The sequence below is a fragment of the Ensifer sp. YR511 genome (assembly GCF_900103045.1).
In the GTDB taxonomy this organism is placed as follows: Bacteria; Pseudomonadota; Alphaproteobacteria; order Rhizobiales; family Rhizobiaceae; genus Ensifer; species Ensifer adhaerens.
Map to the genome: position 1 here is coordinate 186626 of NZ_FNGR01000002.1, position 23601 is coordinate 210226.

The 23601-nt window shown below is 63.0% G+C and carries 25 protein-coding genes and 1 pseudogene; 15 read left to right on the forward strand and 11 right to left on the reverse strand.

Annotated elements, in window-relative coordinates; translation table 11 throughout:
* Positions 1–5 precede the first annotated feature (5 nt).
* The 4 genes from BLU15_RS05380 to BLU15_RS05395 all read left to right on the forward strand — a co-directional run bounded on the left by BLU15_RS05380 (position 6) and on the right by BLU15_RS05395 (position 2738).
* Positions 6–875 carry a 23S rRNA (adenine(2030)-N(6))-methyltransferase RlmJ gene (locus tag BLU15_RS05380; protein ID WP_090294586.1) on the forward strand — a complete coding sequence of 290 codons (870 nt, stop codon included), beginning with the start codon at positions 6–8 and terminating at the stop codon, positions 873–875.
* Positions 876–926: 51 nt separating this feature from the next.
* On the forward strand, positions 927–1367 hold the full coding sequence (locus BLU15_RS05385; protein WP_034803848.1) for a hypothetical protein: 441 nt from the start codon (positions 927–929) through the stop codon (positions 1365–1367).
* Positions 1368–1369: 2 nt separating this feature from the next.
* On the forward strand, positions 1370–2086 hold the full coding sequence (locus tag BLU15_RS05390) for a ribonuclease T2 family protein (RefSeq protein ID WP_090294587.1): 717 nt from the start codon (positions 1370–1372) through the stop codon (positions 2084–2086).
* A gap of 61 nt (positions 2087–2147) precedes the next feature.
* Positions 2148–2738, forward strand: a complete 591-nt coding sequence (locus tag BLU15_RS05395) for a glutathione S-transferase (protein ID WP_034803852.1) — start codon at positions 2148–2150, stop codon at positions 2736–2738.
* Between the two features lie 60 nt (positions 2739–2798).
* Here BLU15_RS05395 and BLU15_RS05400 read toward each other — a convergent pair whose 3' ends face one another.
* Complete coding sequence (locus tag BLU15_RS05400) at positions 2799–3437, reverse strand: outer membrane protein (protein ID WP_060522140.1); 639 nt, start codon at positions 3435–3437, stop codon at positions 2799–2801.
* A 368-nt stretch (positions 3438–3805) separates the two neighbouring features.
* On the opposite strand from BLU15_RS05400, the gene BLU15_RS05405 reads away from it, so the two are divergent.
* The 5 genes from BLU15_RS05405 (at position 3806) to BLU15_RS05425 (ending at position 8034) form a co-directional block, all read left to right on the forward strand.
* A complete protein-coding gene (locus BLU15_RS05405; protein WP_060522139.1) occupies positions 3806–4570 on the forward strand; it encodes an SDR family oxidoreductase in 765 nt (254 codons plus the stop codon).
* Complete coding sequence (uvrC, locus tag BLU15_RS05410) at positions 4567–6591, forward strand: excinuclease ABC subunit UvrC (protein ID WP_089043939.1); 2025 nt, start codon at positions 4567–4569, stop codon at positions 6589–6591. The genes BLU15_RS05405 and uvrC overlap by 4 nt, the downstream gene beginning before the upstream one ends.
* Before the next feature lie 129 nt (positions 6592–6720).
* A complete protein-coding gene (gene pgsA, locus BLU15_RS05415; RefSeq protein ID WP_034803862.1) occupies positions 6721–7308 on the forward strand; it encodes a CDP-diacylglycerol--glycerol-3-phosphate 3-phosphatidyltransferase in 588 nt (195 codons plus the stop codon).
* Entirely contained in the window at positions 7305–7565 is a 261-nt protein-coding gene (moaD, locus tag BLU15_RS05420) for a molybdopterin converting factor subunit 1 (RefSeq protein ID WP_034803865.1), read from the forward strand. Before pgsA ends, moaD begins: the two co-directional genes overlap by 4 nt.
* A gap of 4 nt (positions 7566–7569) precedes the next feature.
* A complete protein-coding gene (locus BLU15_RS05425; RefSeq protein ID WP_034804281.1) occupies positions 7570–8034 on the forward strand; it encodes a molybdenum cofactor biosynthesis protein MoaE in 465 nt (154 codons plus the stop codon).
* Between the two features lie 16 nt (positions 8035–8050).
* On the opposite strand, the gene BLU15_RS05430 is transcribed toward BLU15_RS05425, so the two are convergent.
* Positions 8051–8947: a branched-chain amino acid ABC transporter permease gene (locus BLU15_RS05430; RefSeq protein ID WP_090294589.1), complete on the reverse strand. Its 897-nt coding sequence runs from the start codon at positions 8945–8947 to the stop codon at positions 8051–8053.
* Positions 8948–9014: 67 nt separating this feature from the next.
* Between BLU15_RS05430 and BLU15_RS05435 the strand changes: the two genes are divergently transcribed.
* Together BLU15_RS05435 and BLU15_RS05440 are read left to right on the forward strand one after the other, a co-directional pair.
* On the forward strand, positions 9015–9575 hold the full coding sequence (locus tag BLU15_RS05435; protein ID WP_034803871.1) for a CGNR zinc finger domain-containing protein: 561 nt from the start codon (positions 9015–9017) through the stop codon (positions 9573–9575).
* Positions 9572–10081, forward strand: coding sequence for a hypothetical protein (locus BLU15_RS05440; protein WP_034803874.1), 510 nt, complete (start codon positions 9572–9574; stop codon positions 10079–10081). The genes BLU15_RS05435 and BLU15_RS05440 overlap by 4 nt, the downstream gene beginning before the upstream one ends.
* Positions 10082–10172: 91 nt before the next feature.
* On the opposite strand, the gene ndk is transcribed toward BLU15_RS05440, so the two are convergent.
* Both ndk and BLU15_RS05450 read right to left on the reverse strand, forming a co-directional pair.
* On the reverse strand, positions 10173–10595 hold the full coding sequence (gene ndk, locus BLU15_RS05445; RefSeq protein ID WP_034803877.1) for a nucleoside-diphosphate kinase: 423 nt from the start codon (positions 10593–10595) through the stop codon (positions 10173–10175).
* A 101-nt stretch (positions 10596–10696) separates the two neighbouring features.
* The gene (locus tag BLU15_RS05450; RefSeq protein WP_090294591.1) at positions 10697–11386 is read right to left on the reverse strand and encodes a glutathione S-transferase family protein; all 690 of its coding nucleotides are present in this window, start codon (positions 11384–11386) and stop codon (positions 10697–10699) included.
* Positions 11387–11534: 148 nt separating this feature from the next.
* Here BLU15_RS05450 and BLU15_RS05455 point away from each other — a divergent pair.
* Positions 11535–12044, forward strand: a pseudogene (locus BLU15_RS05455) (DinB family protein).
* Here BLU15_RS05455 and BLU15_RS05460 read toward each other — a convergent pair.
* Positions 12030–14630 (reverse strand): AMP-binding protein, encoded by a 2601-nt coding sequence (locus tag BLU15_RS05460; protein ID WP_090294593.1) that lies wholly within the window; start codon positions 14628–14630, stop codon positions 12030–12032. The pseudogene BLU15_RS05455 and the gene BLU15_RS05460 sit on opposite strands and share 15 nt — an antisense overlap.
* A 278-nt stretch (positions 14631–14908) precedes the next feature.
* On the opposite strand from BLU15_RS05460, the gene BLU15_RS05465 reads away from it, so the two are divergent.
* Positions 14909–15982 carry a GGDEF domain-containing protein gene (locus tag BLU15_RS05465; protein WP_090294595.1) on the forward strand — a complete coding sequence of 358 codons (1074 nt, stop codon included), beginning with the start codon at positions 14909–14911 and terminating at the stop codon, positions 15980–15982.
* 10 nt (positions 15983–15992) lie between these two features.
* On the opposite strand, the gene BLU15_RS05470 is transcribed toward BLU15_RS05465, so the two are convergent.
* The 3 genes from BLU15_RS05470 to BLU15_RS05480 form a co-directional block, all read right to left on the reverse strand.
* Positions 15993–16445 carry a MarR family winged helix-turn-helix transcriptional regulator gene (locus BLU15_RS05470; protein WP_060604252.1) on the reverse strand — a complete coding sequence of 151 codons (453 nt, stop codon included), beginning with the start codon at positions 16443–16445 and terminating at the stop codon, positions 15993–15995.
* A gap of 90 nt (positions 16446–16535) precedes the next feature.
* Positions 16536–16811 (reverse strand): hypothetical protein, encoded by a 276-nt coding sequence (locus BLU15_RS38880; RefSeq protein ID WP_060522129.1) that lies wholly within the window; start codon positions 16809–16811, stop codon positions 16536–16538.
* Positions 16812–16956: 145 nt separating this feature from the next.
* On the reverse strand, positions 16957–17244 hold the full coding sequence (locus tag BLU15_RS05480) for a hypothetical protein (protein WP_090294597.1): 288 nt from the start codon (positions 17242–17244) through the stop codon (positions 16957–16959).
* Between the two features lie 312 nt (positions 17245–17556).
* Between BLU15_RS05480 and BLU15_RS05485 the strand changes: the two genes are divergently transcribed.
* Positions 17557–19446 carry an ABC-F family ATP-binding cassette domain-containing protein gene (locus tag BLU15_RS05485; RefSeq protein WP_090294598.1) on the forward strand — a complete coding sequence of 630 codons (1890 nt, stop codon included), beginning with the start codon at positions 17557–17559 and terminating at the stop codon, positions 19444–19446.
* A 32-nt stretch (positions 19447–19478) separates the two neighbouring features.
* Here BLU15_RS05485 and BLU15_RS05490 read toward each other — a convergent pair whose 3' ends face one another.
* Entirely contained in the window at positions 19479–20321 is an 843-nt protein-coding gene (locus BLU15_RS05490) for a GNAT family N-acetyltransferase (RefSeq protein ID WP_090294600.1), read from the reverse strand.
* A 224-nt stretch (positions 20322–20545) separates the two neighbouring features.
* Between BLU15_RS05490 and BLU15_RS05495 the strand changes: the two genes are divergently transcribed.
* Positions 20546–21472 carry a Gfo/Idh/MocA family protein gene (locus BLU15_RS05495; RefSeq protein ID WP_090294601.1) on the forward strand — a complete coding sequence of 309 codons (927 nt, stop codon included), beginning with the start codon at positions 20546–20548 and terminating at the stop codon, positions 21470–21472.
* 72 nt (positions 21473–21544) lie between these two features.
* On the opposite strand, the gene BLU15_RS05500 is transcribed toward BLU15_RS05495, so the two are convergent.
* The gene (locus tag BLU15_RS05500) at positions 21545–21994 is read right to left on the reverse strand and encodes a DNA polymerase III subunit chi (protein WP_034803915.1); all 450 of its coding nucleotides are present in this window, start codon (positions 21992–21994) and stop codon (positions 21545–21547) included.
* Between the two features lie 35 nt (positions 21995–22029).
* Positions 22030–23523, reverse strand: coding sequence for a leucyl aminopeptidase (locus BLU15_RS05505; protein ID WP_090294603.1), 1494 nt, complete (start codon positions 23521–23523; stop codon positions 22030–22032).
* Positions 23524–23601 lie beyond the last annotated feature (78 nt).

Genomic DNA, 23601 nt, shown 5'->3' on the forward strand with positions numbered 1-23601 from the left:
CGCTCATGAACTATCGGCACATCTATCACGCAGGCAATTTTGCCGACGTCCTGAAGCACGCAGTGCTGGCGCGGCTCGTCACCTATCTCCAGCAGAAGGAGAAAGCGTTCCGCGTTCTCGATACCCATGCGGGCATCGGGCTCTACGATCTCTCCAGCGAGGAAGCGCAGAAGACCGGTGAATGGCGCGACGGCGTCGGCCGGCTGCTCGAGGGCGAACTGCCACCGGAGATCGCGGTGATCCTCACCCCCTACCTGTCCTCCATCCGCGCGCTGAACCCCGGCTCCGAGCTGACGCTTTACCCCGGCTCGCCGAAGCTCGCGCGCATGCTCTTCCGACCCCAGGACCGGCTTTCGGCGATGGAGCTGCATCCGGACGACTACGAAACGCTGCACCGGCTGTTCGACGCCGATTTCCAGAGCCGCGTCACCGAGCTCGACGGCTGGCTGGCGCTGGGCGCGCACCTGCCGCCGAAGGAAAAGCGCGGATTGATTCTCGTCGACCCACCCTTCGAAAAGGAGGGCGAATACGAACGGCTGGTGGATGGCCTTGCGCGCGGCTACCGCCGCTTTACCGGCGGCGTCTATTGCCTGTGGTATCCCCTGAAGCAGGGGGCGCCGATCAAAGCGTTTCATGAGGCGCTGAAGGCGCTGGACATCCCGAAGATGCTCTGCGCCGAACTGTCCGTCAGAAGCGACCGGGAAACCACAGGGCTTTCCGGTTCCGGCCTCATCATCGTAAACCCGCCCTTCACGCTGAAGAGCGAGCTCGACCTGCTGCTGCCGTTCCTGAAAAGCCGGTTGGGGCAGGATCGTTTCGCGTCCAGTCGCTGCTTCTGGCTGCGCGGGGAAGAACAGACAACCCGAGGGGCTTGACGGACGGGCGCGACGCACCGCAATCTCATGCGACGACATAGGGAGACGCCCATGACTCGCACGCTCGCCGCCACGCTTCTCATTTCGCTTTCCCTCGCCGGCGCTACGGCGCCGGGCGCCATTGCCGCCGACTACATCGGCAGCAGCCAGGCGCAATCCTACAACGCCGGGGTCTGCAGCGAATCCTCGGTTCTCGGCTTCATCACATCCCGTTTCGAGTATCGGGATGCAAATTACCTGCACGCCAATCTCTCGATCGCCGAGATCCGCGACATGGGGCAGAATCGGCAGGAGTTCCGCGACGAGACGCATCTCGTCGAGCGTGAATATTGCTACGGAACCGCTGTGATGACCAACGGCGAACAGCGTGCGCTCTATTACCTCATCGAACGCCCGTGGGGCTTTGCCGGCGTCGGCAGAAGCATCGAGTTCTGCGTCGGCGGCCTCGATCCCTGGTATGTCTACGGCGCCTATTGCGCTTCGCTCCGTTAATCATGAGATCATTCCGGAAAACGCGCCGGCTTCTGCCGGCGCTTTTCGTTGCAGCAGCCCTCATTGGCTGCAGCGATCAGAACACTGAAAAGGCGCCGACGGCGACGGGAACGCAAGCCACGAAGGCGGCCGTTACGGTGCCGGTCGGCAGCGTCTTCGATTTCTATGTGCTCTCGCTTTCCTGGTCGCCGACCTGGTGCGGCGACAATGACCCCAAGGGAAAATCCAGCCAGTGCGAAGTCGGCGGCAATCGCGGCCTGATCGTGCATGGCCTGTGGCCGCAGAACGAACGGGGTTATCCGGACTTCTGCCCGACACGCCAGTCCGATCGCGTGCCGTCGTCGCTCGGCAAGCAATATCTCGACCTCATTCCATCGATGGGCCTGATCGGCCACCAATGGCGCAAGCACGGGACCTGCTCCGGCCTCAGTCAGGAGGAATACTTCGCCGTCACGCGCGCGGCGTGGGACCGGCTGACGCTGCCATCGGAGCTCGCACCTCCCCCGCAAGAAAAGGGCCTGCGCGTCGCCGCCATCGAAGATGCGCTCGTTGCCAAGAATCCCGGCATGACGAAGGACGCGGTCGCCGTGACCTGCGAGGGTAGTCGGCTCGAGGAAATCCGGATCTGCTTCGACAAGTCGCTCAATTTCCGCGCCTGCCCGGCGGTCGATCGCCAGGCCTGCCGAAAGGAAAGCGTGTCGCTGCCCCCGGCGCTTTGACCAGCCGCAGAAGGCGCCTGTCAGAAACCCATCTCGCAATCCCTGGAAGGAAAGACGCCCGATGAAGATCTTGTACTCGCCCGCCTCGCCCTATTCGAACAAGGTGCGCATGGCGGCGCATTATGCGGGCTATGCGGCCGAAAGTGTCTTGACCGACACCAATGCCAACCCGCCGGAGCTGATCGACAACAATCCGCTCGGCAAGATCCCGACGCTGATTCTCGACGACGGACGGGCGCTCTACGACAGCCGTACCATCATGCATTTCATCGACCGGGAGACCAAGGGCAAGCTCTATCCCAGGAACGCCGAAAAGCGCACCGACGTCGAGTTGCTGGAAGCGCTATGCGACGGCGTCTGTGACAGCCTGCTGTCGATCGTCTACGAGAAACGCTCCCATCCGCCGGAAAAGGTGCACCAGCCCTGGATCGACCGGCAATGGGAAAAGGTCGAGCGCAGCCTCGACCATCTGAATGCCAACCTGCCGAAGACCGGGGCCAAGCTCAATGCAGGCCATTTCGCACTCGCGGCGATGCTGCGCTACATCGAGTTGCGGTTTGCCGGCGAATGGCAGAAGGGGCGTGCCAAGCTGAAGAACTGGCCGGCGAAGTTCGAAAAACACTTCCCGGATTACCCCAAGTTCAAGGCCTAACGTGCAGACACAAAAAAGGCCGGGTCTCCCCGGCCTTTTCTTTGATCCGGCAGAAGCCGATCAGAACTTCACGCCCATACCGACTTTAACAGCATGCTCGTCGTAGCCGGACGAGACCTTGGTGCTGCCCATGCGGAAGTCCTTCGAACCGTAGTCCGTGTAACGGTACTCGACGCGTGCGGTGATGTTGTCGGTGACGAAGGTTTCAGCACCGACACCTGCGGTCCAGCCGACCATGGTGTTCTTGTCGGAAGCGCCGCCGACGGTGCCCTTGGTCTGGCCGACGGCAAGACCTGCGGTACCGTAGACGAGGACCGGGTTCAGATCGACACCGACGCGGCCGCGGAGCGAGCCGTTGACGCCCTGCTTCATGCGCAGGTTGCCCTTAGTCGAATCCTGGCCGGAGTAACCGATATCGGCTTCGCCGCCGTATACCATCTGGCCGTCCTGAACGTTGTAGCCACCATAGAGGCCGCCGCCGAAGCCGGCTGCGGTGTTGCTGCCGGTCGCATCGTGCTGGCCATGCTTCCAATCGGCGGTGCCACCGACATAGGCGCCGGACCAGTTCTTGACTGCCGGCTCGCTGTATTCGGCCTGCGGAGCTGCCGGAACTTCGTCGATCGCGTCTGCAGCCTGGGCGGCCTGGAAGGCGATGAGGGACACAGCCGAAGCCATGAGGGTGGTGGTGAGCGTACGCATAAACATTCTCCTTTTCGTCCCGATGCGCCGAGGGCTTGGGGTCCCACAGTGAAACATCAGGCAACTCTTAATTTAACCCGCCCGGTTGAGCTGAAATTGGCCAGCAAATGCGGATTCACAAGAGCCAAAATGTGAAATTTTGGTGGCACAAACGCGCCCGAAGTTTGATGTTGCTTTGGCGCCACAGGAGATTTGTTAACCATAAATCAAGATTAACGAAAGCTATACTATGAGTACGCAAAATAATACAATTTACGCCAATTCCATTAATTTTTGGGCAAGGAATCGTCAGGGAGTGTTTCAGCCCCGCGTTTCTTCCCTATATCTTCGTCCGCTGACGCGAAGATTCGAAAAAGCGGGATAAAACGTTGAAGAAAGCACTGAAGGCGGCTCTCGTAACCGGGGGCGCCAAGAGGATCGGTAAAGCTATAGTGGAGGACCTGGCCGCCCACGGCTTTGCGGTCGCCATTCATGCCGATGCCTCGTTTGACGAAGCGCGGGCCCTGGCCGAAACCCTGAAGAAGACGGGAACGAATGCCGTCGCGATTCGAGCCGACCTTACGGATACGGGCGCGACATCGACACTGATCGAGCGCGCGACAGCAGCACTCGGGCCGATCGATCTGCTCGTCAACAATGCGTCGCTGTTCAAGAAGGATAGCCTCGATGCCTTCGACGAAGGGGTCTGGGACCAGCATTTCGCGCTGCATGTGAAAGCCCCTTCCCTGTTGGCACGCGATTTCGCCGCGCAACTGCCGGCCAACGCCAGCGGGCTTATCATCAATGTGATCGACCAGCGCGTCTGGGCTCCCAATCCGCGCTTTTATTCCTATATGTTGTCCAAGTCGGCGCTTTGGACGGCCACCCGGACGATGGCGCAGGCACTCGCCCCGCGCATCCGCGTCAACGGCATCGGCCCCGGACCGACGCTGCCGAACGAACGGCAGGACCCGAAGGATTTTGAGGCGCAGGTCGATGCGCTGATCTTGAAGCGCGGGCCGACGCTCGACGAATTTGGACGGACGATCCGCTTCCTGTTCGACACGCCGTCGATTACCGGACAGATGATTGCGCTGGACGGGGGCCAGCACCTCGCCTGGGAAACGCCCGACATCAGGGAGATAGTGGAATGAATGGACGCGTGCCGGCCGACGGCGGCATCCTTTATGATGGCAGCGAAGCGGAAGACGACGACGACCTGATCGAAGTGTCTGACGTGAGCGGCGTTGCGCCCGTCGTCGAGTGGCACGAGAATCACTCGGAGACCGAGGGACTGAAGGGTGCGGAGCTGATCCAGGCCTTCGTCAAGCTGCTGCCGAATGGCCCCGGCGTCTATCGCATGTTCAACGAGGCCGGCGACGTTCTCTATGTCGGCAAGGCGCGCAGCCTGAAGAAGCGCGTCAGCAATTATGCCCAGGGGCGCGGTCATTCCAACCGCATCGCCCGCATGGTGCGCGAGACCGCGAACATGGAGTTCGTGACGACGCGCACCGAGATCGAGGCGCTGCTGCTCGAAGCGAACCTGATCAAGCGCCTGAGGCCCCGCTTCAACGTGCTTTTGCGCGACGACAAGTCGTTTCCCTATATTCTGGTGACCGGCGACAGCCGCGCGCCGGCACTCTACAAGCATCGCGGCGCACGCAGCCGCAAGGGCGACTTTTTCGGTCCCTTCGCGTCCGCCGGCGCGGTCGGCCGCACGATCAATTCGTTGCAGCGCGCCTTTTTGCTTCGGACCTGCACCGACAGCGTCTTCGAGACGCGCACGCGCCCCTGCCTGCTCTACCAGATCAAGCGCTGTTCGGCGCCCTGCACCGGCGAAATAAGCGATCAAGGCTATGCGGAACTCGTTCAGGAGGCCAAGGACTTCCTCTCGGGCAAGAGCCAAGCGGTGAAGGCGACGATCGCTGCCGCCATGGGCGAGGCAGCCGAGAACCTCGACTTCGAAAGGGCAGCGCTTTACCGCGACCGCCTCGCCGCACTCAGCCACGTCCAGAGCCACCAGGGCATCAACCCCTCTGGCGTCGAGGAAGCCGACGTCTTTGCGATCCACCACGAGGGTGGCATCTCCTGCATCCAGGTGTTCTTCTTCCGCACCGGGCAGAACTGGGGCAACCGCGCCTATTTCCCGAAGGCCGACCCGTCGCTGCCGACGGCCGAGGTGCTCTCGCAATTCCTCGCACAGTTCTACGACGACAAGCCCTGTCCGCGGCAGATCCTGCTTTGCGAAGCGGTGGAAGAGCAGGAACTGCTCGGCCAGGCGCTCAGCGAAAAATCCGGATACAAGGTCGCGATCCAGGTGCCGCAGCGCGGCGAAAAGAAGGATCTCGTCGATCACGCGCTCGCCAATGCGCGCGAGGCGCACGGCCGCAAGCTGGCGGAAACAGCCTCCCAGTCACGCCTGCTCGAAGGCTTCTCGGAAACCTTCAAGCTGGAGCGCACGCCGCGCCGCATCGAGATCTACGACAACTCGCACATCATGGGCACCAATGCCGTCGGCGGCATGGTGGTGGCGGGGCCAGAAGGCTTCGTCAAAGGCCAGTACCGCAAGTTCAACATCAAATCGACCGACATCACCCCGGGCGACGACTTCGGTATGATGCGCGAAGTGATGACGCGGCGGTTCTCGCGGCTGCTGAAGGAAGAGGGCAAACCGGACCGGAGCGTGGAGGTCGGTGACGATGCCGCTTTCCCCGCCTGGCCGGACGTCATTCTCATCGACGGCGGCCAGGGACAGATGACCGCAGTGCGCGCCATCCTCAAGGAGCTCGATGTCGAGGACTGCGTGACGGCGATCGGCGTCGCCAAGGGCGTCGATCGCGACGCCGGCCGCGAACGCTTCTTCGCGCTCGGTCGCGACAGCTTCACGCTGCCGCCGCGCGATCCGGTGCTCTATTTCATCCAGCGGCTGCGCGACGAGGCGCACCGTTTCGCGATCGGCTCGCATCGGGCTCGCCGCAAAAAGGAGATGGTCAAGAACCCGCTCGACGAGATCGCCGGCATCGGGCCGACGCGCAAGCGCGCGCTGCTCACGCATTTCGGCACCGCCAAAGCCGTCTCGCGCGCCGGCATCAACGACCTGATGGCCGTCGCCGGGATTTCCGAAACGGTGGCGCGGCTGGTCTACGAACATTTCCACGACGATGCCGGGAAATGAAAACCTGATGTCACAATTCACCCGGCGTTCACATGCGATAGGGCAAATATGACAGTTGACGACGATGACCTGTTGACCTCCGGCCAGCAAAGTCATTTCTGTACCTGACGAACCAGAGAACACGAATCCATGCCCACGCCCGTCGCCTACAGCATCCCGAACCTGCTCACCTATTTCCGCATCCTGATCGTGCCGCTGATCGTCCTTTGCTTCTTCGTCGAAGGACGGCTGCACAGTTCGGACTTCGCGCGCTGGACGGCAGTGGCGCTTTTTGCCGTTGCCTCAATCACCGATTTCTTCGACGGCTATCTCGCACGCATCTGGAAGCAGACATCGAACATCGGCAAGATGCTCGATCCGATCGCCGACAAGCTGCTGGTCGCCTCCATCCTGCTGCTGGTCGCCGCCGACGGCACGATCGCCGGCTGGTCGATCTGGGCTGCGATCATCATTCTGTGCCGTGAAATCCTGGTCTCGGGCCTGCGCGAATATCTGGCGGCGCTGAAGGTCAGCGTTCCCGTTACCCGCATCGCCAAGTGGAAGACGACGATCCAGATGGTCGCCATCGCCTTCCTGCTTGCCGGCCCGGCCGGCGACAAGATTTTGCCCTATACGACGGAAGCCGGTATCGTGCTCCTGTGGATTGCCGCCGCGATCACGCTCTATTCGGGCTACGATTACTTCCGCGCCGGCCTCAAGCACGTGGTCAACGAATGAGCACCGTCAACCTGGTCTATTTCTCATGGGTGCGCGAGCGTATCGGCAAGGGCGAGGAAACCCTCGACCTTCCCGCCGGTGTCGTCACCATTGCCGATCTGCTTCAGCACCTGAAGACGCTCGGCGAGGAATACGAGGCGGCGCTCGAACATGAAAACGTCATCCGCGCGGCCATCAACCAGGAACATGTCGACCACAAGGAGCCGATCGCCGGCGCCCGGGAGATCGCCCTGTTTCCGCCGATGACGGGTGGCTGAGGCCATGCGCGCGCCGGTGACCGTGCGCGTCCAGCGCGAGGATTTCGACCTCAATAGCGAGGTCGCCAAGCTTTCGGCCGGGCGTGCCGACATCGGCGCCATCACCACCTTTTCCGGGCTTTGCCGCGACGAGGCAGGCACGCTTGCCGCCCTCGAACTGGAACACTACCCCGGCATGGCCGAGGCGGAGATCGAACGCATCTGCCAGGAGGCGGTCGAGCGCTTCTCGCTCCAGGCGGCCACCGCCATCCACCGCTACGGCAAGATCCTTCCCGGCGAGAACATCGTGCTTGTCGTTGCCGCCTCGCGGCACCGGCAGGCCGCCTTCGACGGCGCCAACTTCATCATGGATTTCCTGAAGACATCGGCTCCCTTCTGGAAGAAGGAACATTTGGGCGACGGCACGACCGGCGGCTGGGTCAGCGCCAAGGATGCCGACGACACCGCACGGGACCGCTGGTCGAAGTAGCCGCCGTTCCTTGAGGTCAGGGAATGACCTTCTCCTTGCGCGTCACCGCCAGCACGATCACCAGAAATCCGAAGATCGCAAAGTCGCGCCAGAGGATCGGCCCATAGGCGCTCCATAGTGTTTCGAGCAGGCCGACCGCGGCAGCGCCGAGGGCTGCATAGAGCGGCGAGGCCTGGCCGCCGATGGCGGCGATGAACAGTACCTTGACGCCGAAAGTAAGCCCTGTGCCGAAATCCATGTTGCCGTAGTAGGACGCGGCGAGGATGCCGCAAAAGGCGGCAATCAGGGACGCCGCGCCATAGGCGGCGATGTAGACAGTGGCCGCGTCGACCCCGCAAAGCGCTGCAGCCCCCCGGTCTTCGGAGACGGCCCGCCAGAACCGCCCTGCCCGCGAATGGGTCAGGAACCAGTGCCCGGCCGCCACCAACGCCGCCATCAGCGCGGTATTGCCGAGTTGGATGACGGTCAACGTGACCGGGAAACGCGGACCATCCCAGAAGACGATGTTGGCATTGAGGAACGGCGGCAGCCACAGGCTGCGGGTCTCCGAGGCAAGCCGTGCCGTCTCCATCAGCACCAGCAGGCAGCCGAGCGAGGCGACGACGACGGTGTTGGCCGACGAGAAGGCCAACGGCCGCATGACATACCGCCCGGCGACGAGCCCGGCACCAACACTGAAAGTCAGGGCAGCCGCCGTACCGAGACCAAGGGCGGCCGGAAGCACCAGCCACAGCCGGTCCCAGCCGAAAGCAGCAAACAGCACAAAGATCTGGCCCGAGAAGGCAAAGAGCGCACCATAGGTGAGATCGGCCCGGCGGGTCACGGCAAAGGCGATCGCGTAGCCAAAGGCCAGCGCCGCGTAGAGCGCTGCGACGGGAACGGCATTGGCGAGCTGCTGCAGAAAATAGAGCATGGCGCATCCGGAGCGTGACAAGATCAATATAACTGGTAAAATCGATTTTGCCAGTTAGGATTTTTGCATGACCTTCACCTGGACAGCCCATCGATTTGCCGGCGGCGCCCTGGCACTGGATGTCGCCAATTCCATCGTCCTGCGTTTCGATCCCGAACGCCGGATCGACCGCTTCGCCGATGTCGTCGCACTCCATTCCTTTGCAGAAGCCGCCAACCGCTACAGCGCGGAGAGTGTACGCTTCGGCGCGCTTGCGCCTGTCGCCGCGGAGAACCGTGACCGGCTCTTGCAGTTGCGCGAAGCGACCGACCGGCATTTTCGCGCAGAGATCTCGGACACAGGCCGGCCGGAACTGTTGGCGGATCTGCTGGAAGCCATCGCCGGCGTCTTGCGCGGCTCGACGCACCAGGGCGGCCTGCTTTCGCTCGACACCGCAACGGCGCAATCGGCGCTCACGCTTGCCGCCAACCCCGAGCCCGATCGGCTGAAGATCTGCCCGAATTGCGGCTGGCTGTTTCTCGACCGCAGCCGCAACCGCAGCCGCACCTGGTGCGACATGGCCGTCTGCGGCAACCGCACCAAAGCCAAGCGCCACTATCACCGCAACAGGGAAGAAGCAGGCCCATGACAAGGACATTCGGGATCTTGGCCACACTTGCCATCGCACTTGCCGCTGCGGCATGTCAGCGCGAGAGCGGCCCGGATCCGCTGAAGCTGACGGGCAAGATGTTCGTCTTCAACTACCGCCTCGCCTATGCGACCTACATGGTCACGCTGACCAAGGCCGAGGCGGTGCCCGACGGCAGCATCGTGGTGGCGCGCTTCGAAAATCCGGCCGGCGGCGACGCGCTGACGCTGGAGCGCAAGCTCTTTCCGAAGTTGGAGAAGGTGGTGCTGGAAAGCCCCGATGTCACCTGCGTGAAGAAGGATCGCCCCTATACGGTGTCGATCGAGGTCAAAGGCCCCGAAGGCCAGTCACTGCAGAAGCTTGAGACCACCGTCGTCTCCGATGTCGATCAGGACATCATGCCGGCCAAACCGCTGGTCGAGGGCCCGGCCTACGACAAGAACCCGGCGGTCTTCAGCGGCGGCAAGGCACCAGCCCATTTCGAGACCGCGAAGTGCCCCGTCTGAGAGACCGGGCAACAAAAAACCGGAGCGTTTCCGCTCCGGCTCAAATCCTGAGTCAATTCAAGCCGCTATGGCTCGAACCGAAGATTTTGAATCAGCCAACGATCTCGGTGCCCGAGAACCAGTAGGCGATTTCTTCAGCAGCGGTTTCCGGAGCATCCGAACCGTGAACCGAGTTTTCGCCGATCGAGAGAGCGTGAACCTTGCGGATCGTGCCTTCGTCAGCGTTTGCCGGGTTGGTGGCGCCCATGACTTCGCGGTTCTTGGCGATTGCGTTTTCGCCTTCGAGAACCTGAACGATGGTCGGGCCGGAGGACATGAACTCGACCAGTTCGCCGAAGAACGGACGCTCCTTGTGAACGGCGTAGAAGCCTTCGGCTTCGCGACGGCTCATCCAGACGCGCTTGGAAGCGACGACGCGCAGGCCGGCATCTTCGAGCATCTTGGTGATGGCGCCGGTCAGGTTGCGCTTGGTCGCGTCCGGCTTGATCATCGAGAAGGTACGTTCAATAGCCATTGGCTCAATCCCTTGTTTCTTGAGAAGTGGCGGTTCATTAGCCGCCAATTCCGCGCAAAACAAGGGGGTTCACCGATGATTCGGCTTAGGCCAGGCGGGTTTCACGCAGCCGTCACACTGCGCCCGAGCCCGCCATGCAGATCGAGGCAGCGCTCAAACCAGGCGGTGACGGGATCACCCGGCTGAAGCAGGCGCTGCGGCGAGACGATGCGCGCCCATTGAAACGCGCCGAAGACGATGTAGTCGGCGAAAAGCGGCGTTGCACCACCCAGAAAATCCTGAATCTTCAGCAGATGGCGCAAAGGCTCGAGCTTTTCCGAGAAGGTTGCGAGAGAGGATCCGCCACTTTCGGCCACGGCCTCGAGCGACGTGCCGAAGCGCTTTTCCCGGCTCTCGCGGAAATAGGCCTGATCGACGGGGTCCAGCCGGTCGTGAATGTCCCGGATAATGATGCGGGTGACGGCCGGGTGCAGCGTCGTCTGCGACCAACCCTCGACGAAGCGGGAGATCGCCATCGCCCCCTCGCCGGCAAAGAGCGCCGGACGGTCCGGATAGGTCCGTTCGAGATAAAGGGCGATCTCGAAGCTGTCCTTCACGAGCTTTTCTCCATCCCGCAGCAACGGCACCAGGTTCGTCGCCCCGTCCTCGATCGCTCGGATTTCGGTGAAACCGGTCGGCACGGTGTCAAAGTCGAGCCCCTTGTGGGCCAGCGACATCGCGGTCTTCCACACATGCGGCGAGAAGGGACGCCCCCTGTCGGATCCACACAGCGAATAGAGCTTTCTAGTCATGCAAACTCTCCGGGACGATTGGCGTCCTCTTGAACGACATATCCGCCGCGTCATCAAATCAGTAAATTTCATGAATGATATCAGACACAGGAATGCGGTTCCGGGTTAGCGTCGCCATCCGCAACCGCAGCCATCAGGAAGGTAGCCGATGCTTGATCATTTTCGCATGTTCGCCGATTATAACCGCTGGGCGAACCGCCTCGTCTATGCTGCTGCTGCGGAGCTGACCGATGCCGAATTGCGGGAAAACCGCGGCGCCTTTTTCGGCTCACTGCTTTCAACCCTCAATCATATCCTCGTTGCCGACCGCATCTGGATGAAGCGCTTCACAGGCGAGGGCAATACCCCTGCTTCACTCGACACGACCCTGCACGAGGACCTCGCCGGGCTTACCGCCGCGCGGGCGGCCGAGGACGAACGCATCATCGCCTAGATCGACAACCTCAGCGACGAGCGCCTTGGCGCTTTGCTTAGCTACAGAACGCTCACCAATCCGGCGGCCGTCGCGCAGAGGCTGGCGCCGACGCTCGGCCACTTCTTCAACCACCAGACCCACCATCGCGGTCAGGCGCACGCGACGCTCACCGCGCTCGGGCGCCCGTCCCTGATACTGGACCTGGCCCAGTTTCTGAGGACCCAAGGATCACAGTGGGCGTAACGGCGAGCGTAACGCCTCGAAGCCGAACAGCCGCAGTGGCCGGATCTCACGCCCGCGCCATGCGGTAAGCTTCTTCAAGAGCTGACGCTGGCCGAGCCATGCGACGAGGCCGAGCGCCACGCCGCCGACGATCGACAGCAGCGAAAAAGCCGCCGGCGGCAAGGCCGGCTGCATCGGCACCATCAGCAATTCCGGCACGAAGCGGTGCAGGATGTAGATGTGGAAACCCGCCGCCGACAGGGGCAGGATGAGCTGAGCCGACCAGCGCGGCAGACTGACGCGTGGAAGGTAAAGCAGCGCTGCCAGGACGGCGATCTGCAGCAGATATTTGATCTTCGTGCCGATCCAGACTCCTTCGTAGAGGCCGAAGAACAGGAAGGCCCCCGTGCCGGCCAGCATCAACAGCAGCCGCTGCCTGGCCGTTTCCGCAACGGCGGCGCACCAGCCAATGACGGCGAGATAGAAGATCCATGGCAGCGTAAAGATCTGGCGATTGCCGATCGGCCAGACGAGTGGCAGCGCCAGACGGGTAACAAGCGCGGCCAGAAGCAAGGCCATCCCGGCGGCGAAGGGTTTTGCCGACACGAAACGGCGAAACTGCGGGACGGCAAAGAGCCCGACGAAGACCACCATCATCTGGCAATAGGCCTCGATGAACCAGTAGAGATAGGGCACCATGCCGTGCGTTTCCGGCAGGGCCACGCCGAAGTTGCCGACGAGAAAGACCGAGGCCCAGGGCACCTCACCCCAGGCGACCGCATAGGCCGCAACGATCAGATAATAGGGGATCAGCACCTGCGCGAGCGGCCGCAGGATCGCCCAGCCGTCGCCTGCAAGCAGCGGTCCCATCTGAAAGCGCGCAAGGCTGAAGCCGGCGAGAACGACCATGGCCGCCGACCCGCCGGGGATCGGCCACAGGACCTCGTGGTGCAGGACGACCAGAAGAATGGCAAGCGCACGGATCAAGAGGTCCGTGCCGATCCGTCGCGTGGCAGTTTCGCGCCGTTCCTGGAGCGATAGCTCGGCGATCGGCAAGGTCTCCCAGGCATCCGGAACTTGCCCCAGCGCCTTTTCCAGCCCGATCGACAGCTGAACGAAGCGCAACGAATCGCCGCCGAGCGAGACAAAGCTGTCGGACCGCTTCACCCGCTTTGGATAGAAGACCTGGGCAAAGAGCCCTTCGATACCGCCGTTATCATCATCGCCACTGGCCGCCGCCTGGCGGGCTGCCATGTTCAGTGCGTTGTAATCGATCTTGCCGCTGGCAAGCCGCGGCATCTCAGCAAGGGGCGTCGCCTTCAGGTGGGCCAATGTCAGCCCGCTTGCCTGCGCCAAGAGCCGCCTGATCTCTTCGACATCGCGGCTGCCGGCGTAAAAGGCGTGAAGGCCGGCATCGTCGCCGACAACGGCAGCGGTGATACCGCGCGCCTCGAGCCCCGCTTCCAGCACATCGTGCGCGATCCTGAGCCCGGCGATCTTGGAGATCCGCTTCATGCGGCCGACGATCTGGAACAGGCCGTCGGCATGGCGCATGGCCAGGTCGCCGGTCCGCAATTCGGCAAGGTCGGCGCCGCGGCAGAGGTCATCCCGTGAAATGGCATAGCCCATCATGACGTTCGGGCCGCGATAGACGAGTTCGCCAGCCACGCCGTCGCTTTCGATCGGCACGCCGCTCTCGCTCACGATCAGAAGGCGTCCACCTGGAATGGCGACGCCGATCCTGTCCTCGTTGCCGGAAAGCTGAGCCGGCGGCACATAGGCGATGCGGGCGGTGGCCTCGGTCTGGCCGTACATGGCGAAGAAAGCCACACCCTGGGTGCCGAGATGGTCGTTGTAGAGTCGGATGACATCAGCGCTCAAGCGGCCACCGGCGACAGTCATGAAACGCAGCTTGGCGAAGCGACGGTCGCGGAAGCCCACTTTTTCCAGCAGCTCGTAGGAGTAGGGCACGCCCGAGAGGTTCGTGCTTCCGCTTTCCGCGAGACCATCGAGAAAACCGGCATCGAGGATGGAGCCGCCGGGAATATAGAGGCTGGCGCCGACGGCCAGGTGAGAATTCAGCACCGACAGGCCGTAGGAATAATGGAGCGGCAGGATCAAGCAGCCGCGATCTTCCGCCGTCAGGCCGAGATAGTCCGCGATCGCCACAGCGTTGGCGGAAATGTTTTCCCGCGAGAGACGCACGGCCTTGCCGCAACCGGTGCTGCCCGATGTCGAGAGCATGAGGGCCAGTTCGTCATGGGGCGTCCGATCGCCTTGTCGCAGATGCTCCGTGCGCCAGCGGCCATCGATGCGACGGAAGCCGAAGTCTGGCTCGAAGGCATCGACCCAGGAGCCGGCAGCGCCGTTCTTCGGGGCTTGCATGGCGACGGCATGCCCGGCGGCGAGCGCTGCCAGATAGGCGACAATCGCATGCTCGCAAAGCTCGGCCTCGATCGTTACCAGCCCGCGCGGACCGCGAAAGGCAAGTGCCTGGCGGGTGACCCGCTCATGGAGTTCGCGATAGGTGACGATCCGTTGCCCGGAAAAGACCAGCGCCGGCCGGTCGCCCCATTTCGCCAGATCCGCAATGAACGAGAGGGACATGCTTGACCGTCGCTGTTTGCCCGGGCTCGATGCCCGATTTAGCAGCGCCGAATATAATTGGTGACTAAAGGCGTCAAGTATAAAGATGGCGACAGTTGACGACCGTCCATTCCCCCGCGACATGCGGTTGCGGTGGACGGAGGGCCGATGGAATTTAGCAACCATACCGGGCGGGAATCGCCCAGAGCCCGAAATCTTCAGACTCCCTTAAATGCGGCCTTCTCATAGTGGCGGCTTATCAATCCAGAGATCGAGAAGCGACCGGGGGCCACGACAGAATGAACAGGCAAGTTCCAGCGGATGCCAGCCGATCGCAGGCGAGGCAGGCGGCGATCATTCTGAAGGTGGCGCATGCGATGTCGGCGCACGGGATCGCGGCCCTGCCCCGCAATTACGAGCTTGTCTACGAGGCGCTATCCGGTCGCCTGCCGGAGCTTTCCCGCGAACTCGCCGCACTCGGGCACAACCCGCAGCAGGATGCGCTGGATGCCCTGGGTCTCAGGCATCACCTCATCTCCCATGCAGCACTTGCCGCGGACCGCGCGAGAGCCGCTGGCCAGGAAGCGCTTGTCGAGATTGCCGGAAAGCTCAGGCTCGCCTTGCTGCAGAAACAGAGCTTCAAGGATGAACTGGACCATTTCGCCGGCCGCCTGGCCACGGACCCCGTTGCAGGCATGTCCGAATTCGCCGACGACGCCGCGCGACTGCGGGAAGCGGCTGGCCGTTTGACGAATGAAGAAGGCGCTCTCCAGCAGGCGCTGGAAACCAGCATGACACGTCTCGCCGAACTCGAGGGCGAGCTTGCCGAAAGCCGGCGATCCCTGACCCGCGACCCGGCCACGGGCCTGCCGAACCGCCTGGCGCTGACGGCAAAACTCGACTCGATCCTCGAAGCGGAACAGGCAGACCAGCCGGTTGCCCTGCTTCTTGCCTCGGTGGAAGGGCTGCGCGAAATGGCGGAGCACCACGGCGGCACGGTCGCCGCGAAGGCGCTTGCCAAGCTCTCGACGCTGTTTCGCAAGTCGATCAAGAAGGACGATTTCGTCGCCCGCGTGGGCCAGCAGGAGTTTGCCTTCGTGTGCCGGGATGTCAGCACCGAAAATGCCGAGGCCATTGCCCGGCGTCTGCGGCAGTCGGTGAAGGAACTGACGGTCACCCTCCCCGGACGGGCGCACACAGCCGAGACGCTTTCGCTTGCGGCCGGCATCACCCTTGCGCAACCGGCATCGACGAGCGCCGATCTGCTGACCCAGGCGGAGCAGGCCCTCGCCGGCGCACGCGATGGCGCCGGCATCCTGTGCTATTCGGCGGCCCTCGGCCGCGGCAGGGGCTACGGCCAGAGCGCCGCTTGACGCTTGCAAATCAGGCGGCGACCGGGTGACGGCTTTCGTCGATTTCCGACGCCCTTTCACGCAGACAGCCGAGCAGCCGGAAGAATTCGGTGCGTTCACAATCGTCGAGCGCTGAGAACAGCTCATCGATCGTGCGATGGCGCGGCTGCAGTGCCGCCTCCAGCGCCAGCCGACCGCGGTCGGTGATCGAGATGATCTTCGCGCGACGGTCTTCCGGATCCGGTTCGCGCAGGACCATGCCGTCCCGCTCCAGGCCATCGATCGCTTCGGTGACGGTTCTGGCCGCAAAGCCGAGCGCCGAGGCGATATCCGCGCAGCGACAGGGGCCGAGCGTGTTCAGATAAAACAGGAATTTGCTGCGCGCGAGCGAAACGCCTTCCTCCGACATCGATGCGTTCACCAGGCGATGAACGCAGTGGTAGAGCTCGAAGAGCCGCTCGGCGACTTCGACTTTTTCTGTCATGGCAATGTACCTCATTTGGCAACGCCAAAACGAAACAACCCGGCCCCGCGTGGGCGGGACCGGGTTGTTCGGTCAACCGTCTGGCGTGACTTACTGCTTGTTTTGGTCGGCCTCGCCGAAAGCCCTGGCGCCGCCATTGGCGATCGCGCCGGTTGCCGTCTTGTCGACGGATCTGTCTTCGATGCCTGCATAGTAGTCGCCGCGGCTTGCGGTCGCGGACACGCCGGTGCCGGCGGAGGCTTCGGCGCGGCCGGTAAAGAGCGGCGTGGAGCTCACACCCTCGTAGTAGCTTCCGCCTGCGACAGCGGCGGACGCGCCGCCGAGCATGGCCGCCGCAACGAGGATTGCGGCAAAGGACTTCTTCATCAATCTGTTCCTTGGTGGAGGTAGAAGGTCGGGGACTAGGCCCCGCATAGGCGCTTGGGGTCGCCTCATAGGATCATCACGGTGATCCATCAAATCCCTTGAAATGGGGTGCGGGCCAAAACCCGCGCCCCCTCATTCATCGCCGTTAGCGCGAAATGCCCTGGTAGTATTCGCCTTCGCCGCCGATCACGCTCTTCGGCGCGACCCTGAAGTTTGCGACCGAGCCGGTGTTGGTGCGATCGACATAGCCGGCTTCGGAGCTGCCGATGGTGAAGGACGACTTGCCGGTGACGGCCGGCGTGCGCTCGGTATAGAGCGGCGTCGCGCTGACGCCTTCATAGTAGCTGCCGCCGGCAAAGGCAGCAGAAGCGCCACCGAGGATAGCGGTTGCAACGAGAGCGGCGGAAAGAGCGGTCTGGATTGCGGTTTTCATGGTCTTCACTCCTGGGAGGCTCGTTCGGCTGAACGAGGTTTCATCAAAAATGTCCTTGGCCGGATCGGTCGTCCCTCGGAACGCGGGGCCTCTGCCACTGGCGTTCGGTCGATCGAGGCGGTCAGAAGAGCGTTCCCCGCCCTTCCGTTATTGAGATGGTCCCTCACGATGAGGATGTGTAGTATCGATTGTCGGAACGCCTTGTTCAAAAATCGATAACAATGACCTCTTGAATTCCCGCCCCGCCACAGCGGTGGCAACAGCACGCCGACGCCTCTTGCCTTCCCGGCCAAGTCCGGGCAAAAGGCCGCAATGATCCAGATTTCCGGCCTTTCCGCCCGCATCGCGGGACGTCTCCTCATCGAAAACGCATCCGTGACGCTTCCGGCGGGCACGAAGGCGGGGCTCGTGGGCCGAAACGGCGCTGGCAAGTCCACGCTGTTTCGCATCATAACCGGCGAATTCGCGTCGGAAGCCGGCACGATCGCGCTACCCAAAAACGCGCGCATCGGCCAGGTCGCGCAGGAAGCGCCCGGCACAGAAGAACCGCTGATCGAGATCGTGCTCAAGGCGGACAAGGAGCGCACGGCGCTGGTCGCCGAAGCCGAGACCGCGACCGATCCGCACCGGATTGCCGAGATCCAGACGCGGCTTGCCGACATCGGCGCCCATTCGGCCGAAGCGCGTGCTGCAAGCATTCTCGCCGGCCTCGGCTTCGACCATGAAGCACAGCTGCGTCCCGCCTCGTCGTTTTCCGGTGGCTGGCGGATGCGGGTGGCGCTTGCGGGCGTACTCTTTTCCGAGCCGGATTTACTGCTGCTCGACGAGCCGACCAACTATCTCGACCTTGAAGGCACGCTGTGGCTCGAGGATTACATCCGCCGTTATCCGCACACGGTCATCATCATCAGCCACGACCGGGACCTCTTGAACACCGCGGTCAACGCCATCGTGCATCTCGACCAGAAGAAGCTCACCTTCTATCGTGGGCCCTACGACCAGTTCGAGCGGCAGAAGGCGGAAGCCGACGAGCTGCAGATGAAGGCGAAAGCCAAGAACGACGCAGCACGAAAGCACCTCCAGAGCTTCATCGACCGCTTCAAGGCCAAGGCCACCAAGGCGCGCCAGGCGCAAAGCCGCGTCAAGGCACTGGAGCGCATGGGCACGATTGCGGCCGTGATCGAAGATCATGTCCAGGGCTTCTCCTTCCCGGACCCGGAGAAGGAAGCGGCTTCGCCGATCATCGCCGTCACCGGCGGTACCGTCGGCTACGAGCCCGGCAAGCCCATCCTCAAGCGCTTGAACCTCCGGATCGACACGGACGACCGGATCGCGCTGCTCGGCTCGAACGGCAACGGCAAGTCCACTTTCGCCAAGTTCATCTCGGGTCGCCTCGCGCCTGAGGCGGGCGAACTGAAGATCGCTCCCAATCTCAAGGTCGGCTTCTTTGCCCAGCATCAGCTCGACGACCTGATCCCGACGCAAAGTGCGGTCGAGCATGTGCGCCGGCGCATGCCGGAAGCGCCTGAAGCCAAGGTGCGCTCACGCGTGGCGCAGATGGGGCTTGCGACGGAAAAGATGGAAACGCCCGCCAAGGATCTTTCCGGCGGCGAAAAGGCGCGGTTGCTGATGGGCCTTGCCGCCTTCGACGCGCCGAACCTTCTGATCCTCGACGAGCCGACCAACCACCTCGACATCGACAGCCGCAACGCGCTGATCACCGCGCTCAACGACTATTCCGGCGCCGTGATCCTGATTTCACACGACCGGCACCTGATCGAAGCGACGGCCGACCGGCTGTGGCTGGTGCGCGACGGTACCGTGACGAGCTATGACGGCGACCTCGAAGACTACCGCAGCCTGATCGTCGGTGGCCCCAAGGCGAAGGACGAGAAGCCGAGGCCGACCGGCGTCGACGACAGCCTTTCGAAGGCGGACCAGCGCAAGGTCAATGCCGACAAGCGCGCCTCGCTGGCGCCGCTGCGCAAGAAGATCAACGAAATCGAATCCTTGACCGGAAAGCTGGAGAAACTGATTCAGGCACTTGATGTGGAACTTGCCGATTCGGCGCTCTACGAAAAGTCGCCGGCCAAGGCTGCACAAAAGGCCAAGGAACGCTCCGACGCGGCAGCGAAACTCACGCAAGCCGAAGAGCAATGGCTCGAACTTTCCGCCGAATATGAAGACGCGATGGCCGGCTGACAGAAGCCGGCCCCGCCGTCGCCTCCCCTCCGTCAGCCCAGCTCGAAAGTGGTAATTCCGTAGATTCGCGCCAGCGGCAGCCCCGGATCCGGCCCACGATACATGCGCGCGGTCTCAAACACGGGCTTGAGATTGTAGCGATCGCAAAGTGCCTTGGCCGAGGCGTTCGGTTCAGGGATGTCGAGGTATACTTCGCTGCCGTTGACGCCGGCGGCAAGCTTGCGAAAGACCAGATCGGCGCCGGTCTCGGTGTCGGAAAAGAGCGGCCCGATTTTGAAGCCGTTGCGGCAGGCCCGGATCGTCCCATAGGCCGCCACCGCGCCATCGCGCAGCAGCAAGATGCTGCGCCGCCCGTCGCTCGCCTTCAGCCACTCGCGCAGAAACACCTCGCGACGCGTCGGGACGAAGCGGCGATCATAGTCGATGAGGAGCGGCATGTGCACCGGCGCGACCTCCAGCAGATCCGCGCCCGGCGGCTCGACCACGTCGATGATGCCGCCGTAGCGGATGTTCGCGTGGGCGTAGACGAAGCCGGACCGGCTATAGTTCTCCTGCTGCGCGACCACGCCGTCCAGACCGACGATGCGCCGATCGGCAACCGACATCGCCTGTTGCCACAGCTGCCGGCCAATGCCCCTGCCACGATGATCCGGCCGGGTGATGAAGAAGCCGAGAAAGCCGAAGCTTTCGTTGTACCGCGCCAGTGAGATCGCGGCGACCGGCGCCCCCTCTCCATCCGCCACCCAATAGCCCTCAGGGTCGGCTGCCCAGAAAGGCCCCGCGTCGCCGAGGCCGGGGTTCCACCCCTCTTCCGCGGCCCACTCGATCATGATGTCGAGGTCGGCTCGGCTTGCCCGACGGATCTGCTGCTGCATCGTTCACTCCTCGTTCGGGTGGTCAGACCGCCCATGTCAGTCCAGTTGACGGGACGGCACCGCACGTCCACCGGTAGAGTTAGTGCGGCGACGTTGAGAGGGAATGACAATCTGTCGATTCCATCCACATCGATGTCATAGTCCCGGGCGGAGCGGCGGCTTGCTCCCGGTGTGCAATCTGCTACAAGAGCCGACAATAAGTCATACAAATCGAGCGGAACACCATGGCCCCCATCAAAATTGCGCTTGTCGGCATCGGCAAGATCGTTCGCGACCAGCACCTGCCGGCGATCGCCAAGAACAGCGACTATCAGCTGATTGCCGCCGCGAGCCGACATGGGACGGTCGATGGCATCGACAATTTCAAATCGATCGAGGCGATGCTCGACGCGGTTCCTGCGATCGAAGCCGTGTCGCTCTGCATGCCGCCGCAGTATCGCTACGAGGCAGCTCGCGTCGCGCTCGACGCCGGCAAGCACGTGTTCCTGGAAAAGCCGCCGGGCGCGACGCTCAGCGAGGTCGCGGACCTCGAGGCGCTGGCAGCATCGAAGGGGCTGTCGCTGTTTGCAAGCTGGCACTCCCGCTACGCGCCGGCCGTGGAAGCTGCAAAGTCCTTCCTGGCAACGACGCCGATCAAGGATGTCCAGGTCATCTGGAAGGAAGACGTGCGGCACTGGCACCCGAACCAGGATTGGATCTGGGCGGCCGGGGGCCTCGGGATCTTCGATCCGGGCATCAACGCGTTGTCGATCGTCACCCACATCCTGCCACGCCCGCTGTTCGTAACGTCGGCCGTGCTCGAATTCCCGGAAAATCGTGACGCGCCGATCGCCGCCAACATCACTTTCACCGACGGCCAAAAATTGCCGGTCGCGGCGGAATTCGACTGGCGCCAGACCGGCAAGCAGAGCTGGGACATCGTTGCCCGCACGGCGGCGGGCGAGATGGTGCTGTCGGAAGGCGGCGCCAAGCTCTCCGTCGATGGCAAGCTCGTGCACGAGGAGCCGGAGCAGGAATATCCGATGCTCTACCGGCGCTTCGCCGAAATCGTCAAAGCCGGGAAGTCGGACGTCGATCTGGCGCCGTTGCGCCACGTCGCAGATGCCTTCATGCTCGGCAAGCGCAAGTTCGTCGAGGCCTTCCACGACTGATCTTCCGGACATGCCGGAAACAAAAAGCCCGCGGTCTCGTCCGCGGGCTTTTTTGTCGTAACGCTTGTAAACTCAGGCCTTCTTTTCCCAGCGGCCATCGCGGTTCTGCTGCCAGTAGGTCAAGGTGTGGCCCTCGCCCTTCAGCCGCTTCCAATGGCCGCGCGCGCCTTCCAGCTGTTCCTGGTCATAGCCGTCGAACATGAAGACGATGCGCTCATAGGCCGAAACGTCAGGCGGGCTCGCGCCATCGATCACGAAACGCACCGTCGCCGCATTGGCATTGCCGTCGTCGGCGACGAGCAACACCGGCTGATCCGCCGCAAAGTCCCCGGCATCAGTGCCATGCGGGAGGAAACTCTCGTCACGATAGACCCAGAGATGCGTATCGAGCGCATCGCGGCGGTCTGCATCGACCGTCTGTACGACCACTCGCCAGCCGCGCTCGACACTCTTGTCGAGCAGCGGCGGCAGAGCGTCTTCCAGCTTCGATTCCGTCAGGTGGTAGAACAGGATCTCGGTCATGCCGATTGCCTCCCGCCTTTCATCATGTCCGGCATTCAGGCCTCGTAGCTCGCCCGCACCAGCTCATCGAGCAACCGCACGCCGAAGCCCGAACCCCAGGACTGGTTGACCTCGTCGGTCGGCGCGCCCATGGCGGTGCCGGCGATGTCGAGATGCGCCCAGGGGGTATCCTTGACGAAGCGCTTGAGGAACTGCGCCGCGGTCACCGCGCCACCGTGGCGGCCGCCGGTGTTCTTCATGTCGGCGAACTTGCTGTCGATCATCTTGTCGTATTCCCGGCTGAGCGGCATGCGCCACAGGGGCTCGTGCGTCGCGATGCCAGCGGCAAGAAGCTGCCCCGCCAGACGGTCGTCGTTGGAGAACAGGCCGGCATGATGCGTTGCAAGTGCGACCATGATCGCGCCGGTCAGGGTCGCGAGATCGATGATCGCCTGCGGCTTGAAGCGATCGTTGCAGTACCAGAGCGCATCACAAAGCACGAGACGGCCTTCGGCGTCGGTGTTGATCACCTCGATCGTCTGGCCGGACATGGAGGTCACGATATCACCCGGGCGCTGCGCACTGCCGTCGGGCATGTTTTCCACAAGGCCGATGATGCCGATGGCGTTGACCTTGGCTTCGCGGGCAGCGAGCACGTGCATGAGGCCGGTGACGGCGGCCGCACCACCCATGTCGCCCTTCATTTCCTCCATGCCGGCAGCCGGCTTGATCGAGATGCCGCCGCTGTCGAAGACGACGCCCTTGCCGACGAAGGCGAGCGGACGGTCCTTGGACTTGCCGCCCTTCCACTGCATGATGACGAGGCGCGGTGGACGGCTCGACCCTTGCGCGACGCCGAGCAGCGCGCCCATGCCGAGCTTCTTCATTTCCTTTTCGGTGAGGATCTCCACCTCGACGCCGAGCTTTTCCAGCTCCTTCGCCTTGGCGGCAAACTCGACCGGGCCCAGCACGTTGGCCGGTTCGTTCACCAGATCGCGGGCGAGGAACACGCCTTCGGCAACGGCCTGCGCCGCCGTGAACGCCTTTTTCGCCGCGATGACCGTGCCGGTGACGATCGTCACCTTGGTCGGCTTGCCGGATGGCTTCGCGTCGTCGTCGGCCTTCTTGGTCTTGTAGCTGTCGAAGGCGTAGGCATTCATCTCCATGCCGAGTGCAAAGTCCGCTGCCGCCTTTCCGGTCACGTTGGCGTCGGGCGCGTCGATGAAGACCGTCACCTTGTCGACCGAACCAAGCTTCGCAGCGACGGCTCCGCCCGCCTTCAGCCAGTCATGGTCCGTCAGCGCATCCGCGTCTCCAAGACCGAGCACGACGATTCGATCGGCGGGCGAGCCATGCGGCGCGACGATGTCGAGGGAGGAGAACGCCTTGCCGGTAAACTTCTTGATCTTCGCCGCCCTTGCGACGACGTTCTCGGGGTCGGCGACATCGGCGCCGGCAGCCGCCGACGCGCCCGCGCTCTTCAGCAGAACGGCGACGCCACCGCTCGGCTTATGGGACTTGGCAAAGGTGAACTCAAACTTCATCGACATTGAAAACTCCGGGTATTTCCTGTCTGGACGCAACCCTTTGGATCGAATGGATCTTTCCGGGAGATCGAGCGCCAGCCC